The organism is Pseudomonas sp. SB113, from assembly GCF_040754745.1.
GTDB lineage: Bacteria > Pseudomonadota > Gammaproteobacteria > Pseudomonadales > Pseudomonadaceae > Aquipseudomonas > Aquipseudomonas grimontii.
In genome coordinates this window covers 26250-42544 of the sequence record NZ_JBFMHW010000039.1, presented here as the reverse complement: position 1 = coordinate 42544, position 16295 = coordinate 26250, and the positions used below count along the sequence as shown (strand labels likewise).

The window sequence follows — 16295 nt, the reverse complement described above, 5'->3', positions numbered from 1 at the left end:
TGGCTTGTTTGACGTCTATTTCTGCCATCACTTTTTACGGACCTTCGACGTGAATAGCCCTGACTACGGCGCATAATGTGTCCACTATGTCCCCGCACAGGTGTCAACCATGTGTCCGGTCCGTACACGCTTTTCCAAAGTGAGCCGCCGTCAGGGCGGAACCCTAAGCCGCCGTTACCGCAGCAACGGATATGTACCCGGTCCAATCCAAAAAAATGGTCGGCCCAGAGGCCGCCATCGGGGGCAAGTCCCGCTCCCACATTTAAGTCGCGATGCATCAGTTAGATAGTCGTCGGCTCCCGAGCCGTCACGGGAGCAAGCTCCCTCGCCACAGGCTCAGGGCGACGCCAAAGTTGTCTAGATACCCATGCCCCGATAGCAGAGTGTCAGTCAGCAGATTTGTTGGCTGACCCACCGCTATCGGGAGCAATCGTCGCACCGCCCCTCCCACATATGGATCTGTGTCAGATTAGAGGTATTTGAGCCACGCCAGGTCGCGGCGGCGGGCCTTGAGCGCGGCGAACCAGCGCACCGGCGGGTAGAGCGCCAGGGGCAATGCCATCGCCATCAGCCACACCGCACCCATACTGTCGAAGCCAAAGTAGTTGCCATGGTTCAGGCCAAACAGCGCAACACACAGGACATACAGCACTTTCAGCACATAAAGATGCAGCAGGTAAAAGAACATCGGCACGGAACCAAACACCGCCAACACGCCGATCCAGCGTCGATGCCCCACGCGTTCAAACGCCAGCAACAGCAACAGCCCAATCCCCAGCGTCAATGCCAGGAACAACAGCGAAGGCGGGTACTTGGTGACGTTGAAAAAACTCATCAGCGTCTGCACGCCGCTGTCATACGCCTGCCACGGTTTCTCGCCGTAGCCATTGAGCGCACGCAACAGCACAAACCCCAGCAACGCGCCCAAGCCGCCGAGCAGCAAATAGCGCTGGCGCACGGCAGGCAGCGTGGCCTTGGCAAACCACGGTCCCAGGCCGTAACCGAGGGCAATCACGCCGATCCACGGCAGCACCGGGTAAGTCGTGCGCAGGCGCAGGCTGTCGGACACGTCAATCCAACTGCGTTCATGCAGGATCGTCCACGGAATATGCAGCGCCGAGCCTGGATCGAAGTGCAACCCATCCAGCAGGTTGTGCCCGCCGATGATCACCAGCGCCAGCCCAATCAACAGCGGGCGCGGCAGCCACACCAAGGCGGCGAGGGCGAGCATGCTGATGCCAATCGCCCAGATCACCTGCAGATAGATCACGCTGGGCGGCAACTGGAACGTCCAGGCGAAGTTGACCAGGGTGAATTCCAGCACCACCAGGAACAGCCCGCGCTTGAACAGGAATGCCGACACATCGCGGCGGCCCTGGTATTTCTGGCCGTATAAAAACGCGGATAAGCCCGTGAGCAACACAAACACCGGCGCACACAGGTGGGCGAGGGTGCGGCTGATAAACAGCGCGGGTTCGGTGCTGTCGATGCTCATCGGGTCGCTGACTTGTCGATGCAGCAGGAAGGTTTCGCGCACATGGTCGAGCAGCATGAACAGGATCACCAGCCCGCGCAGGGCGTCGATTGAGAGCAGGCGTTGGCGCAGGGGGGCAGCGTCGGTCATGGGCAGGGTCACAGGGCAGGGCGGAAAGTTTGCGTTATTCTATAACATTAATTTGCGCGTTGCCGTGCTTCGTTGTCCAGACTAGAATGCGATCAATTCTTAATTACTCCTTGGCCTCGGCGCCGGTGACTTGCATGTCGTCCCCCCTCAATCTGCCTATCAAGGACCTGTACCGCGAACACCACGGATGGTTGTATCGCTGGCTTGACCGCAAGCTGGGCAATGCCAGCGACGCGGCCGACCTGGCCCACGACACCTTCATGCGCCTGCTGACCCGCCAGGGCAGCGCGGGTTTTGGCAGCGAGCCGCGCGCCTTGCTCACCCATATCGCCAAGGGACTGATGATCGACAGCTGGCGGCGCCAGGAAGTCGAACGGGCCTACCTCGAGACCATCGCCCACCTGCCCGAGCAGCAAGTACCGTCGCCGGAAACCCGCTGGTTGATCCTCGAGGCGCTGTACCGCATCGAAGCCATGTTGCGCGATCTGCCCGAGAAAACCCGCCAGGCCTTCCTGATGTCGCAGATCGACGGTCTCACCTACCAGCAGGTCGCTGACGAATTGAAGGTGTCGCTGGCTTCGGTCAAGCGCTACATGCGCGATGCGTTCCTTGCGTGCCTGAGCGTGGCATGAACCCGTCGATCGACCCGCTGATCCTCGGTGAAGCTGCCGACTGGATGGTGCAATTGCAATCTGGCAGCGCCACCGACGAGGATCGCCGTGCCATCGCCCGATGGCAGTGCCGCAGTGCCCAGCACGCCCAGGCCTGGCAACGGGCGGAGGCGATTCTCGGCGATTTCAACAGTGTGCCCGGCGCGATTGCCGGCGACACCCTCAAGCGCATTGGCCGCAAGAGATCCCTTGGCCGGCGCCAGGCCCTCGGGCTATTGCTGCTGGCGGGGCCGGCAAGCTGGCTGGCCTGGCAGCACAAACCCTGGCAGGCATGGACCGCCGACCAGCACACCGCCATCGGCGAACAACGCAACCTTACGTTACCGGATGGCACGCGGCTGCTGATCAACACCGCCAGCTCGCTGAATATCGCCTATACCGACCACGTGCGGTGTATAGAGTTGTTGCAAGGCGAAGTCATGATCACCACGGCCCAGGACCCTGCGCCGACTCATCGTCCGTTTATCGTGCAGACCCGCCACGGCACCGCCCGCGCGCTGGGCACGCATTTCAGTGTGCGGGTCGGTGAGCAGATCAGCCGCGTGGCGGTGATCGACGGGGCGGTGGAAATGCTGCCGCAGCATGCCAGCCGTGGGCTGATCCTCAAGGCCGGCGAGCAGAGCGCGTTCGGCAGCGACAGCGTGGCGGCGCTGGCGCCGCTGGATGTCGGCGCGCTGACCTGGGAGAACGGCATGCTGCTGGCGCAGCAGATGCGCCTGGCGGATTTGCTTGAGGAGTTGGGCCGCTACCGGCGTGGCGTGTTGCGCTGCCACGCCAGTGTGGCCGGGCTGAGCGTGTCCGGCGCGTTCCCGCTGCGTGACACCGATGCCAGCCTGCGTCTGTTGCAGGAAACCCTGCCGGTAACCATCAGCGGCTTGACCGGCTACTGGGTAACGATTGAGCCACGCTGAAATTTTTTACCTTTTCGCTGATACCTTTTTCGTTGTCGCCCGGTGTAGGGGAGAACCCTCAACTTTGCACCGCGCCGACAGGAATGCCCATGACCTTCACACCGCACCCCATCCGCCCTTTGAAGGCATTGACCCTGGCCGTCGCGCTGGCGGCCATTGCGCCGCTGCACAGCGCCGTGGCTGCCGAGGCGGCGACCAGCGCGGCGCGCAGCTACCAGATCGCGCCTGGGCCATTGGGTAATGTATTGGCGCAGTTTGCGGCGCTGTCGGGCGTGCCGTTGTCGTTTGACGCCACGTTGCTCAATGATCAGCGGAGCACAGGCTTGCAGGGCAGCTACACCACACAATCGGGCTTTATGCAGTTGCTGCAAGGCAGCGGCTATACGCTGCAAAGCGCCGGCAGCAATGGCTACACCGTCGTGCCACAGGCCGTTGGCGACGCGCTGGAGCTGGGCGCCACCACCATCAGCGGTGAAGGCGGGGCGCAGGCGGATACCTACGGCGGCGGGCAGGTAGCGCGTTCGGCACGGCTCGGCGTGTTGGGCAATCGCTCGATCAGTGATGTACCGTTCAGCGTGGTCAGCTACACCGCCAAGACCATCTCCGACCAGCAGGCACGCACTGTTGGGGATGTGCTGCTCAACGACGCCTCAGTGCGCCAGTCATCCGGCTTCGGCAACTTCTCCCAGGTGTTCACCATCCGTGGCCTGCCCTTAAACACCGATGACATTGCCTTCAACGGCCTGTACGGCGTGCTGCCTCGGCAAATCATCACCACCGAGGCGCTGGAGCGCGTCGAGTTGTTCAAAGGCCCCAATGCCTTCGTCAATGGTGTATCGCCGGCTGGCAGCGGCATTGGCGGCAGCGTCAACCTAGTGCCCAAGCGTGCCGAAGACATCGCCACCCGCAGCGTCACCCTAGACACCACCACCGACGGGCAATCCGGTGGTCACCTTGATCTGGGCCAACGCTTTGGCGAAGACAACCGCTTCGGCGCGCGGGTCAACCTGGCCAGGCATGGCGGCGACACAGCCATCGATGATGAATTCAAAGGCTCGCAACTGGTGGCCGTTGCCCTGGATTACCGTGGCGATCGCCTGCGCCTGGCCACTGACTTCGGCTATCAGAAAGAGCGCATCAACAACGGCCGTTCCGTGGTCTACCCCAACGGCACCCAGGTACCCAAGGCGCCGTCGGCCAAGGATAACTATGCGCAGGACTGGAGTTGGTCGGAGCTGGAGGACACCTACGGCATGTTCAATGCCGAGTACGACCTGAATGAAAACTGGACGGTCTATGTCGGTGGCGGTGCCAAGCACACACGCGAGAATGGTCAGTATTCGTCGTTGTATGTGGGCAACGATGGCAGCGGTCGCGTGGGCTTTTTGTACTCGCCCCATGACGAAGACAACAAGAGCGCCATGGCCGGCCTGAACGGGCATTTCAACACGGGGTCGGTGACCCATCAGGTCAACTTCGGACTGTCCGGCATCTGGGGTGAGCAGCGTTCAGCATTTGAGGCGATCCTGCAGGGCAACCGTCGGCCGGGCAATCTGTACAACCCGACCCAGGTACCGCGCCCGACCGTGACTTACTTTGGCAGCGATATCCACGACCCGCGCATCGTCGGTAAGAATCGCATCAAGAGTGCCGCCGTTTCGGACACGCTGGGCTTCATTGATGATCGCGTGTTGTTGACCGTTGGCGTACGTCGCCAGACCATCGAAGTGGATGGCTGGAACACCACGAGCGGCGCGCGCACCGCGAACTATGGCGAGTCCATTACCACGCCGGTGTATGGGCTTGTGGTCAAGCCGTGGGAGCACGTGTCGTTCTATGCCAACCGGATTGAGGGGCTGGCCCAGGGACCCACGGTGCCGACGGCTGTCGACATCACCAACAGTGGCGACGTATTTCCACCCAGTCGCAGTAAACAGACAGAAGCCGGGGTCAAGCTCGATTGGGAAAACTACGGTGCGACCCTCGGCGTATACCGCATCGAACAGCCCAACAGCGCGACCAACAATAACCCCGGTAGTGTGACGCCGCAGTTTCCCAACGGTACGCGGACGTTCAATGTCGACGGCGAGCAAATCAACAAAGGCGTCGAACTCAATGTGTTCGGCGAACCCCTCGACGGCCTGCGCCTGTTGGCCGGTGCCACGTGGATGCACACCGAATTGCAGAACACCTCCAACGGCCTTAGCGACGGCAACCGCGCCGCCGGCGTGCCGCGTTTCCAATATAACCTGGGGGCCGACTGGGACATCCCCGGCCTCCAGGGCGCCGCCGTCAACGCGCGGATGCTGCGTACCGGTGGGGAATACGTCAACGCCACCAACACCCTGAACATCCCGGCCTGGACCCGCGTCGATCTCGGCGCCCGCTACGGCTTCAAGGCCGATGACAAGTACATCACTTTGCGCGCCAATGTCGAAAACGTGGCGAACAAAGCGTACTGGGCGTCGGCGTCGACGGCCAATAACTACCTGACCCAGGGCGAGCCGCGTACGGTGAAGCTGTCGGCCACGGTGGACTTCTAAGCGGTAAACACGGTCCACTGTAGGCGCGAGCGTGCTCGCGCCTACAGGAGAATAAAATGAACACGCCACAGACCGTTATCGACTTCTGGAAAAGTGCCGGCCCCAAACGCTGGTTCGCCAAGGACGATGCCTTCGACGCCACCTTCCGCAACACTTTCCACGCCACCCACCTGCAAGCCGCCCGGCGTGAATTGGAAAGCTGGCTGGACTCAGCCGAAGGCACCCTGGCCTTGCTGATCCTGCTCGACCAATACCCACGCAACGCCTTTCGCGGCACCGCGCATATGTTCGCCACCGACCCGCTCGCGCGCCTGTATGCCCAGCGCATGGTGGACGCCGGGCTCGACCGGCAGGTTGAGCCGGCATTGCGTGCGTTCTGTTATTTGCCGTTCGAACACTCGGAAGACCCAAAGGACCAGCAACGCTCCCTGACCCTCAACCAGCAGTTGGACGCCAACACCTACCGCTGGGCCAAGCAGCACGCGCAGATCATCGAGCGCTTCGGGCGTTTTCCCCATCGTAATGCGGTGCTGGCCAGGGACACCACGGATGAAGAACGCGCCTTTCTGGACAAGGGCGGTTTTGCCGGTTAACCCGCTATTCCGTCCAGGAATGCCCCCATAAAAACAGCGCATTGTCTTTCCCGCCGCACATCTCGTAGCGTAGGGCTTCACCCAAGGAGCCCCGCCATGAACCAGCCCCCGTTACGCCTCTACGTTGATTCGCTCTACACCAGCCCGTACGCGATGTCGGTGTTCGTGACCCTGCGGGAAAAAGGCCTGGCCTTCGACCTGGTCACCCTGGACCTGGAGGCCGCGCAAAACCAGACGGCCGATTTTGCCCAGCTGTCCGTGACCCAGCGGGTGCCGACCCTGGTGGAAGGCGATTTTGCCTTGTCGGAATCCTCCGCGATTACCGAATACCTGGACCAGGCCTACCCCGAGACCAGTGTGTACCCGGCCGATCCAAAACAGCGGGCGAGGGCGCGACAGGTACAGGCGTGGTTGCGCAGTGACTTGCTGCCGATTCGCCAGGAGCGTTCGACCCTGGTGGTGTTTTATGGGCAGAAAATGCCGCCGTTGTCAGCGCACGCCCAAGCGGCAGCACGCCGCTTGATCAGTGCGGCGCAGGTGCTGCTGGCGGGTGACCCGTCGTACTTGTTCGGTGAGTGGTGCATTGCTGACCTGGACCTGGCCGTGATGCTCAATCGCCTGATCCTCAACGGCGACAGCGTGCCCGCCGAGCTGGTGGACTACGCGCAACGCCAGTGGAGCCGGCCATCGGTGCAGGAATGGCTCAACCAGCCACGTCCTGCGCTGTAGCGTTTGCGGTCATTTGCGCCACGCGCCGGTCCAGGTCTTCCCAGTCCGCCATGCCCAGCACCCGCGTGGTGTTCAAACCACGCAGGTAGCCGCGCAATTGTTGGGCGCTGGCGCAGACCTGGTCTGGGTCGGCGTTCGGGGCCTGCAGCACGTGTTCATAGTCGGCCAGGTAATCGGCGACTCGCTCGCGAAACTCCGGCAAGACCGCTTCACGAATACGGTCGAAGGTTTTCTGGTGGGGCTTCATGGCGGCTCCTTATAAGATTTATCGCGACACTATCGCTTCAGATAATAGTCACCATCACGCATCGCAAGTTCTGTTTTTACAGGGAAAGCGCAAAATTGCCCCATCGAGACGCTGTTCAAGGAAATGCGCGATGAGGACGATTATTCAGCTGGGTTTAATGATTCTGATGCTCGGCTCTGTGGTGGTGAGCAATGCTGCCATCGCCGATGAACTACGTACAGGCCATTTGCTACCTATCGTCGGTAGCGTAAACTCCCTGCAGCATGCGCAATCGGTGGGCGTGTTGTTAAGCGATAACACCCGCGACAACCTCAGCTACCTTGAACGCTACCACGACATGGCCTTGAATGGCGCCAAGGATGCCCTTGACGGGCGTATCCGCGAGGCGTTCGTCAACAGCTCCGACCCGGAACTGGCCATTGATTGGTTGATGAGCTCGCTGCAGGGAACCTTTCTGTCGGTGACGGTCTACGACAACCTGGATGCCCTGGTGCAGGCTCACCCCGATGTGGTGGTGATGCTCGATACCCATAACCAACTGCTGACCCAGCGTAACGATCAGGTCGAGGCGCGCTTTACTGCGCGGTTCTATGACGCAGATCTGCAATACATCGCCAAGGCCGAAGGCTCGGTGCACAGGCAGGTGCCTTCGGTGTGGGTGCACGACAAGGCCGCACCGGAGATTGCCGCGCGGATCGAGCAGCAGCGGGATGTACAACTCGACGCCCTGAAGCAGTTCGATGCCTCGCTCAAGGCGCTGGTTCGCGCGGGTTGATGTGAACCTTTATTTTTATACTCGGGATTTTTTCATGCGCTCTTTTTTCGTACCGGCCGCGGCCCTGTTGCTGGCCGGTTGTGTTTCCGCCCCCAACAGTCCGACCTTGACCCTGCAAACCAGCAAAAGCCCGGAAGCCTATGTGCTCTGCGTACTGCCCAAGCTGGAAAAACACGGCATCACCTCCACCGTGACGCAGAACTCGCGCCACGCCAAGGTGGTGTTGACCAGCAAGATTGCCGCCGATGACGTGCTGGAGGTCTACAAGGCCGGGGACGGCGGCAAGGTGTTTTTGTATGAGCGCAAGCCGCTGGCGTCGACCATCACGCCGTCGCGGCTTGAACAGGTTGCGCAGGACTGCAGATAACCAATGTGGGAGGGGGGGCCTCCCACATTTGAATCTGCATAAGGCCTAAGGTCTGACTTCGCTGCTGAAGCTGTTAACCGTTTTCACCAGCCCTTGAGCGGCCAGCGCCACCAACTCCCCACCTTTCTCCACCGTCGCCAGCGCCGGGTCCGAGCCCATGCGCCCGTCGGGGAAGCGGGCGCGGAAGTCCAGGGCTTCACGGATCGGCCCGGTGTTGGCGATTTGCGGGGAGTAGTTGGCCGACTTGATCGCGTCCGGGTACGCCCACTGCGTCACCGCGATCTCCGAGGGTGTGGCATGGCTGCCATGGCCCACCGGAAATTGGCGGTGCGCCAGGTCGGTGACGCCTTCCAGGTCCCACCAGTTCACCAGCTTCAGCGCAAACCCGGCAGGGCGACGGCTAAAGCTCGCCTCGGCGTACAACTCGGAGAACGCCGCTTCAATCGTGGCGATATTGCCGCCGTGGCCGTTCAAAAACAGGATCTTGTCGAAACCATGCCCGGCCAGCGAGCGCACCCAGTCGCCAATCGCCGCGATAAAGGTGGAAGGGCGCAGGGAAATGGTGCCGGGGAAGCCCAGGTGGTGCTGGGCCATGCCGATATTGAAGGTCGGGCCGATGAGGATGTCGGCGTTCTTTTGCGCCTCATGGGCGATGATTTCCGGGCACATCCAGTCGGTGCCCAGCAGGCCGGTGGGGCCGTGTTGTTCGTTGGAGCCGATGGGGATCACCACCGTGCGGCTGCGTTCCAGGAACTGCCCGATCTCGATCCAGGTCGATTGATGTAGAAGCATGCGAAGCTCTCTTTTATCTGTGGGGACAGGCTAACCGCCACGGATTGTACGACTACTCGCCACCTGTTGGGGTTTGCAATTGAGGTACGTCGAGGACTTCAACCAACGCTGGTCGGGGTACCACGAAAACATGAACTGCCCATCCTTGAGCTTATCCACCACCTGGCGCGCCACCTGCGGGCGCACGGCCGGGCAACCCTGGCTGCGGCCAATGCGGCCTTCGCGCTTGCTCCACAAGGGGCTGACGTAGTCGGCGGCGTGAATCACGATGGCGCGGTCGCGGGCCTGGTCGTTGAACCCCGGCTCCAGGCCGTCCATGCGCAGCGAGTAGCCATGGGTGCCGAGGTAGCTTTCCTGGGTGCGGAACAGGCCCAGGCTGGATTGGTGGCTGCCTTCCAGGTTGGAGAACTGGGTGGCGAAGTTTTCCCCGGACTTGGCGCCGTGGGCCACCAGGTCGCGCAACACCAGGGTTTTCTTGCGCAGGTCGAAGATCCACAGCCGACGGGCGGTTGAAGGCTGGGAATAGTCAATCACGGCCAGGCGCTCGGAGCGTTCCTCGCCATTATTGACCGCGCATTGCACGGCGCTCAGGGCGCTTTTCAGTACAGTGGGATTGAGTTCTGGAGCCGAGCGCGCCAGGCTGCTATACAAGGAAGGAGGGTTGCCATTGGCGGCGAGCGCAACATTGCTCAGTAAAGCCAGGCCTACGGTGACCAAACCGAGGCGGCATATAAAAGTCAGCATCTACAGTACATCCCCCACTGTGGATTGGAGCAAAGCTATTGTTCAAAAAACACGCATGTTACTTGAGCATTTGCCTGCTCGTTGCACCATTGGTCGCCACAGCCGACGTGCTGCCGGTCGAGCCGTTGCCGGTCACGACGCCAGCGCCGGTCGAGCTGGCCCCGGTGCAACAGGCGCTGGCGCAACTGCCCAGCGTCTGCCCCGGCCTTGCCGCGCAGATAGACGCCGCCGCCCAACTGCGCCTGCAAGCGCTCTACCAGCAGCAGGGTAATGGGCCGCTGTGGTCCGCTAATGATCGCCGCGAGGCACTGCACGCCCAATTGCAGATGCTCGCCGATGACGGGTTGGACCCCACCCACTATAGTCTGCCTGCGGCGGATGCCATGGCCAATGTGCTGTGCAGCGACATCGACCTCAGCCGGCACTACCTGCAAGCCCTGCAGGACCTGCATTACGGACGCCTGCAGCAATCGCGCTTCGAGCCGCTGTGGCATTCGCAGCCGCCCACCCGTGACCCCGACACCGAAGTGCTGGCCCTCGCTGCCGTCGGCCTGCACGACATGGCCCAAGCCTTTGACCAGGCGCGCCCCAGCGCCGATCTGTACCGCAGCCTGCGTAACGCTTATTCCACCGTGCGCCTGCAACCCTTGCCCCATTGGGACCCGGTCGGCAGCGGGCCGTTATTGCGTCCCGGCATGGACGACCCGCGCGTCCCCGAACTGGCCCGTCGGCTCCACAGCGGTGGCTACCTGTCCGACGAACCCAAGGGCGCGGGCAAACAATACGGTCCGGAACTGGTCACGGCGGTGAAGGCCTTCCAGCTCAGCCACTCCTTGCAATCGGACGGCGTGATCGGCGCTGGCACCGTGGCCGAACTCAATATCAGCCCGGCCATGCGCCGCGAACAACTGCGCATCAACCTCGAGCGTTTCCGCTGGCTGGCCCAGGACCTGGAACCCGAAGGCGTGCTGGTCAACGTCGCCGCCGCGCAACTGAGCGTGTACCAGAGTGGCATCCCGGTGTGGCAAACGCGCCTGCAAGTAGGCCGTGCCGAACGCCAGACGCCGCTGCTCAAGTCCCGCATCACCCGGCTGACCCTCAACCCCACCTGGACCATCCCGCCCACCATCATGCGTGAGGACAAACTCCCGGCCATCCGCCTCAACCCCGAATACCTGCGCCAGCAGAACCTGCAAGTGCTCGACGCCGAAGGCCACCCGCTGGCGCCGGAAAATATCGACTGGGCGCGCCCCGGCAACATCCTCCTGCGCCAGGAAGCCGGCCCGCGCAACCCGCTGGGCAAGATCGTGATGCGCTTCCCCAACCCGTACTCGGTGTACCTGCACGACACCCCCAGCCAACCGCTGTTCACCAAAGGGCCACGGGCATTCAGCTCCGGCTGCGTCAGGGTCGAACAACCGTTGTTGCTGCGCGACCTGCTGGTAAGCCCGGCCGAACGTGCACGCACCGATGAACTGCTGGCCACCGGCGTGACCCACGAATTCAGGCTGGCCACCCCGGTGCCGGTGCTGTTGGGCTATTGGACGGTGCAGGTCGATGGCCAGGGTGACCTGGTGTATGCGCCGGATATTTATGGGCGCGACCTGGTGTTGATGAAGGCGATGGGGAGCGTGCTCTAGGGCATTGCCGTGTGGGCGACGATTAACGCGACGGCCTCGGTGGCTGTCACGGAGGCCGTGTCGAGGGTCAGCACGGGCTGGTCCCAGCGCTCGTACTCATGCGCCGATACCGACTGCCAAGTCGGCGGAGTCAACCCAGGAATGTCGCCCGTACGGGTTTCCACACGGCGCCGGTGTTCCTGCGCGTCTGTACACACCACCTGAACATTGATCAGCGCCGCGTCTGCCATCGCGGCCGTCGCTGTCCAGGCTGCCCGGCTTTCCTGCACCGGGTTCACGCAATCGGCGACGACCCTATGGCCCAACTGCAAGTTACTCAGCGCCAGCGCATTCGCCACGCCGTAACCGCTGGCACCGACATCACCCGCCAATACGCCCGCGTCGCGAATGGCCTGTTCGATCACATCGATGCGCAGGTAAACCGCACCGGTCTGGTGTGCCAGTTCGCGGGCAATTGTGGTTTTGCCAGTGCCGGGTAGGCCGCTGAAGACGATAAGCATGCTTGACGCTCGATAAGGTCGGGGCGGTTCAGGGTATCCTCCAGTTCCCCCACCGGTCGACCCCAGGACAGCCCATGACCTTGCCGTTCACAAAGATGCACGCCCATGGCGACGATTTCATCATCATCGATCGCCGTGGCCTGGACGACCCCGTCACCCCGGAAGTCGCACGCCGCCTGGGCAATCGCCACACCGGCATCGGTTTCAATCAGCTGGCCGTGGTGCTCGACTGCGAAGACGCCGCCGCGCGCGTCAAATTCTGGAACCCCAACGGCACGCCGCTGGCAACCTGCGGCAGCGCCACGCGTGGGGTGGCCGACCGCTTGATGCATGAAACCCGCAGCGATTCGATTGTGCTGCGCACCGACCGTGGCCTGCTGACCTGCGTGCGCGAGGCGGGGCGGCGGGTGTCGGTGGACATGGGCGCGCCGTCGCTGGACTGGGCGGCCGTGCCGCTGGCCGAGGCCATGGATACATGTACGTTACCGCTAGCGGGCAACCCGGCGGCGTGCAGCATGGGCAACCCCCATTGCACGTTTTTCGTGGCCGATATCAACGCCATCGACCCGGCCGCCGTGGGCCCGACGCTGGAAGTTCACCCGCTGTTCCCGGCCAGGACCAATGTGCATTTCGTAGAGGTGCTCGACCGTGGGCATATCCGCCTGCGCATCTGGGAGCGTGGCGGCGGCGTGCCGTTGGGGTCCGGTTCGTGTTGCTGCGGCGCGGTGGTCAATGGCATCCGCCGTGGCTTGCTGGATGCCACGGTGCAGGTGCAGTGCGACGGCGGTACGGTTACGGTGCATTGGGACGGGCAGGGCGGTGTGGTGTTGACGGGCAGTGTGGAGCCGATCATGCAAGGCAGTGCCTACCTGTTCTGAAACGTCACCGTGAAGGTGGTGCCGGCCGTGGCACAGGAACGCACGGTCACATCGCCGCCATGCACCCTCGCCAATTCCCGCACGATATACAGGCCCAGGCCCACGCTGCGCACGTCGCTGCCTTGGTCGGTGCCACGGGTCATGGGCTCGAACAACCCGGCCAGCAAGGCTTCGGGAATCGCCGTGCCGTGGTTGTGCACCGCCACTTCGCAAGCGCCGTCATCCAGGCGCGAGGTGATGGTGATCGGCCGTTGCGGGTCGCCATAGGCCACGCTGTTGGCCACCAGGTTGCCGATGATCTGCTGCACGCGATCGGCATCCAGGCAGGCGTCGCCACGGCCTTGTGCCTGGTGCTCCAGCGTTGCCTTGGGGAACGCCACACGCAGTTCGTCCACCGCGCGATGGATCACCTCGTGCAGGTCCAGCGGCGCCGCCTTGATGGTGATGCCGTGACCAACCCGTGCCTGGGTAAAGTCCAGCAGGTCGGCAATCATACGTTGCGCGCGCTCGGACGACTGGCCGATATGCCCCAGCAACTGGCGTTCCTTGGCGGTGCGTTCGCCACGGTTGAGAAAGTCCGACGCCATGCGAATCGCCGTGAGTGGGTTTTTCAGGTCATGGCTGACAATCGCGACCATTTGCTCGGCAAACAGCGCGCGACGCTGAGCGATAGCGTAGGCCTCCTTCAGCTCGGCCTGGGCTTGCTGCAACGCGACTTCGGTGGCGGTTTTTTCCTGCAACAGTGCTTCGGCCAGGTTGCGTGCGTTGAGCAACTCGCGTTCGTACTTGTCGCGGTCGGTGGTGCCGAACAGCGCCAGGTCGTACACCACGGCGCCGGCCTGTTCGCGTTTGTTGCCGTTGAGCAGCACGGTCACCTTGTGGCCGTCGCGGTGCAGCATGTCCAGCTTCACCTCGGTGACGCTGCCGTGCATGCGCAGCATCGGCGCCAGGTGGGTCTGGTGGAAGATCCGCCCGCCCATGCTCAGCAGGTCCTGGAAGTGCCGGCCATGCAGCTCGGCGATGCTGAACCCCAGCCAGTCGCTGAAGCGCGCGTTGGCCTGCAGGATCGTGCCATCTTCCGTGGTGACGGCCAGGGCGCAGGCGGCGCTGTCGAACAGCTCAGCCGGCACGTGCGGGCATCCACGGCACCAGGAAAGCGTCCATGGCCGCCGCGCAGGCCTGCGGCGCGCTCATGTGCGGGCAATGGCCGACATTGTCCACCAGGCAATAGGTGCTGTTGGGCAGCACGCTGTGCAGGTATTCGCCCACGGCCACGGGCGCGATCAGGTCGTTGCTCGATTGCAGGATCAACACCGGCGTGGGCAGGCCGATCACGTCCTGGCGGTTGTCCGACATAAAGGTCACTCGCGCGAACTGCTTGGCGATGTCCGGCTCGGTGCGACAGAAACTCTCGGTCAGCTCGTCGCTCAGCGCCGGTTGGCCGGGTGCACCCATGATCACCGGGGCCATGGCGCTGGACCAGCCGAGGTAGTTGCTGTCGAGGGTGTCGAGCAGGTCGTCGATGTCGGCGCGTTTGAAACCGCCTACGTAACCGTCGGCATCGATATAGCGTGGCGACGGGCCGATCATCACGTGGGCGGCGACACGGCCGGGGGCCAGGCGGTCGGCGAGGGTGCCGATCATCGCACTGACCGAGTGCCCCACCAGAATCACCGGGCCCTCGGCGAAGGCGTCGATGATCTCGTTCAAGTCGCGGGCATAGCCGTCCAGTGCGCTGTACTTGGCCTTGTCAAAGGCGTTGAGGTCGGAGAGACCGGCGCCCACCAAGTCATACATCACCACGCGAAAACGGTCTTTGAACTGCGGCGCGAGATAGTTCCACATGGCCTGGTTGCAGCCAAAACCATGGGAAAACACCAGGGTCGAGTGCCCATCACCCATCACGTTGACGTTGTTGCGCTGGAGTAGGCCCATGGGGAATCTCGAAGTTATGGCGTATTGCTATGTGTGCTGCAGTTTAGATAGTCGATGGCTTTGGGTCACGCGTTATAGCGTTGATAAGGTAAAGTCAGCGCCTTCAGGAAGAAACTTCAGGTAACAAACATGATGCGGTGGTTGCGGCAATCCGTCTTGAGTCTGCTGGTATTGATCTCCGCCAGCCTGTTTATCACCGCCCAGGCCGAGACTTCGCCCATCGGCGTGGCCCTCGACCAGCGGGTGATCGACCTCACCAACACTCTTGACGCCGACACCACCACTCGCCTGAAAGACCAACTCGCCGCCCTTGAACAGCGCAAAGGCGCGCAGGTTGGCGTATTGCTGGTGCCGACCACCGGTGGCGCCAGCATCGAGGACTACGCCAATCAACTGTTCCGCGCCTGGAAACTGGGGCGCAAGGACGTCAACGACGGCATCCTGCTGGTCGTGGCCAAGGACGACCGTAAGGTGCGCATCGAGGTGGGCTATGGCCTGGAAGGCACGGTGACCGACCTGCTGGCCCACCGCATCATTGAAGAACACATCACCCCGGCGTTTCGCCAGGGCGACTATGCCGGCGGTGTGGTCCAGGGGGTGAACGATCTGGTGCTGCTGGTGGACGGCGGTGACCTGCCGCAGGTGACAGGGCCGGGGGTTGCTCCCGAGGCCATCGCGGTGTTGCTGGCGTTTATCCTTGGCGCCATCGGCGGCGTGTTGATCGCCGCGCGCAAGCTGGGCTGGCGTGGGGCACTGATCGCTTCGGCGGCCGTCACCGTGTTGCTGGTGGTGTTCGCCGGGGGCCGGGAATGGCCGATGTACCTGCTGGTATTGCCGCTGACCCTCCTGATTGGCGGCGCCACCTTCGGCGCATTGTGGCTGGCGCGCACCGCGTTCTACTGCGTGATAGGGCTGTTGGCCTACATCGTCGGGGTGGTGATAGCCAATCGGTTTGTGGAGGTCAGTTATATCCATTGGCTGGTGTGGCCGTTTGGCGGGGCGTTGGTGCTGGGCTTGTACCTCGGGTTGTTCTTCGTCATCAAAGCCTCCTGGAAAAAGAGCCCGCGCTTTTTCCTCCTGCGTGCGCTGGCGGTCATGGCCATCTACGTCGCTGCGGGGACACTGTTTGGGCACGGGTATCAGGGCTGGATTGTGGCGATTCCAGTGGCCTCCTTCGTGGCGTTTATCGTGTTTGTGCAGAGCATCGCCAGTGGAGGCTCGGGGTCGGGCGGTGGCTCCAGTTCGAGTTCCAGCGGGTCCAGTTCCAGCAGTAGCTCCAGCAGCAGCTCCTCGGGGGGCGGTGGTTCCAGTGGTGGCGGCGGGGCGTCGGGGAGTTGGTAAACAGG

At 62.7% G+C, this 16295-nt stretch carries 17 protein-coding genes; 10 read left to right on the top strand and 7 right to left on the bottom strand.

The features are described from left to right. Positions 1-469 precede the first annotated feature (469 nt). Positions 470-1624, bottom strand: coding sequence for a DUF1624 domain-containing protein (locus AB1462_RS30050; RefSeq protein WP_367248781.1), 1155 nt, complete (start codon positions 1622-1624; stop codon positions 470-472). 134 nt (positions 1625-1758) lie between these two features. Between AB1462_RS30050 and AB1462_RS30045 the strand changes: the two genes are divergently transcribed. The 5 genes from AB1462_RS30045 to yfcF all read left to right on the top strand — a co-directional run bounded on the left by AB1462_RS30045 (position 1759) and on the right by yfcF (position 7071). Continuing rightward, positions 1759-2256 (top strand): sigma-70 family RNA polymerase sigma factor, encoded by a 498-nt coding sequence (locus tag AB1462_RS30045; protein WP_367248779.1) that lies wholly within the window; start codon positions 1759-1761, stop codon positions 2254-2256. Continuing rightward, positions 2253-3206: a FecR domain-containing protein gene (locus AB1462_RS30040; RefSeq protein ID WP_367248777.1), complete on the top strand. Its 954-nt coding sequence runs from the start codon at positions 2253-2255 to the stop codon at positions 3204-3206. The genes AB1462_RS30045 and AB1462_RS30040 overlap by 4 nt, the downstream gene beginning before the upstream one ends. Before the next feature lie 89 nt (positions 3207-3295). Next, the gene (locus AB1462_RS30035) at positions 3296-5749 is read left to right on the top strand and encodes a TonB-dependent receptor (protein WP_315338356.1); all 2454 of its coding nucleotides are present in this window, start codon (positions 3296-3298) and stop codon (positions 5747-5749) included. 56 nt (positions 5750-5805) lie between these two features. Beyond that, positions 5806-6342: a DUF924 family protein gene (locus AB1462_RS30030; protein ID WP_367248775.1), complete on the top strand. Its 537-nt coding sequence runs from the start codon at positions 5806-5808 to the stop codon at positions 6340-6342. 96 nt (positions 6343-6438) lie between these two features. Beyond that, positions 6439-7071 (top strand): glutathione transferase, encoded by a 633-nt coding sequence (gene yfcF, locus AB1462_RS30025; RefSeq protein WP_367248773.1) that lies wholly within the window; start codon positions 6439-6441, stop codon positions 7069-7071. Here yfcF and AB1462_RS30020 read toward each other — a convergent pair. Next, positions 7046-7318 carry a hypothetical protein gene (locus AB1462_RS30020; protein WP_090403012.1) on the bottom strand — a complete coding sequence of 91 codons (273 nt, stop codon included), beginning with the start codon at positions 7316-7318 and terminating at the stop codon, positions 7046-7048. The two genes, yfcF and AB1462_RS30020, sit on opposite strands and share 26 nt — an antisense overlap. A 130-nt stretch (positions 7319-7448) precedes the next feature. On the opposite strand from AB1462_RS30020, the gene AB1462_RS30015 reads away from it, so the two are divergent. After that, a complete protein-coding gene (locus AB1462_RS30015) occupies positions 7449-8093 on the top strand; it encodes an ATPase (RefSeq protein WP_367248771.1) in 645 nt (214 codons plus the stop codon). Positions 8094-8127: 34 nt separating this feature from the next. Next, a complete protein-coding gene (locus AB1462_RS30010) occupies positions 8128-8460 on the top strand; it encodes a hypothetical protein (RefSeq protein WP_090403016.1) in 333 nt (110 codons plus the stop codon). A 45-nt stretch (positions 8461-8505) separates the two neighbouring features. On the opposite strand, the gene AB1462_RS30005 is transcribed toward AB1462_RS30010, so the two are convergent. Continuing rightward, entirely contained in the window at positions 8506-9252 is a 747-nt protein-coding gene (locus AB1462_RS30005) for a creatininase family protein (protein WP_090403018.1), read from the bottom strand. Between the two features lie 30 nt (positions 9253-9282). Then, on the bottom strand, positions 9283-9996 hold the full coding sequence (locus AB1462_RS30000; RefSeq protein ID WP_090403020.1) for a murein L,D-transpeptidase catalytic domain family protein: 714 nt from the start codon (positions 9994-9996) through the stop codon (positions 9283-9285). A gap of 38 nt (positions 9997-10034) precedes the next feature. Here AB1462_RS30000 and AB1462_RS29995 point away from each other — a divergent pair, with 38 nt between their 5' ends. Continuing rightward, positions 10035-11636, top strand: a complete 1602-nt coding sequence (locus AB1462_RS29995; protein ID WP_367248769.1) for a murein L,D-transpeptidase — start codon at positions 10035-10037, stop codon at positions 11634-11636. On the opposite strand, the gene AB1462_RS29990 is transcribed toward AB1462_RS29995, so the two are convergent. Next, the gene (locus AB1462_RS29990; RefSeq protein WP_315338349.1) at positions 11633-12136 is read right to left on the bottom strand and encodes an AAA family ATPase; all 504 of its coding nucleotides are present in this window, start codon (positions 12134-12136) and stop codon (positions 11633-11635) included. The genes AB1462_RS29995 and AB1462_RS29990 overlap by 4 nt on opposite strands. A gap of 74 nt (positions 12137-12210) precedes the next feature. Here AB1462_RS29990 and dapF point away from each other — a divergent pair, with 74 nt between their 5' ends. After that, positions 12211-13014 (top strand): diaminopimelate epimerase, encoded by an 804-nt coding sequence (gene dapF / locus AB1462_RS29985; protein WP_367248767.1) that lies wholly within the window; start codon positions 12211-12213, stop codon positions 13012-13014. On the opposite strand, the gene AB1462_RS29980 is transcribed toward dapF, so the two are convergent. Continuing rightward, complete coding sequence (locus tag AB1462_RS29980; protein WP_315338345.1) at positions 13002-14144, bottom strand: PAS domain-containing sensor histidine kinase; 1143 nt, start codon at positions 14142-14144, stop codon at positions 13002-13004. The two genes, dapF and AB1462_RS29980, sit on opposite strands and share 13 nt — an antisense overlap. After that, complete coding sequence (locus AB1462_RS29975; RefSeq protein WP_090403032.1) at positions 14134-14949, bottom strand: alpha/beta hydrolase; 816 nt, start codon at positions 14947-14949, stop codon at positions 14134-14136. Before AB1462_RS29975 ends, AB1462_RS29980 begins: the two co-directional genes overlap by 11 nt. Before the next feature lie 129 nt (positions 14950-15078). On the opposite strand from AB1462_RS29975, the gene AB1462_RS29970 reads away from it, so the two are divergent. Beyond that, positions 15079-16290, top strand: a complete 1212-nt coding sequence (locus AB1462_RS29970) for a YgcG family protein (RefSeq protein ID WP_367248764.1) — start codon at positions 15079-15081, stop codon at positions 16288-16290. Positions 16291-16295 lie beyond the last annotated feature (5 nt).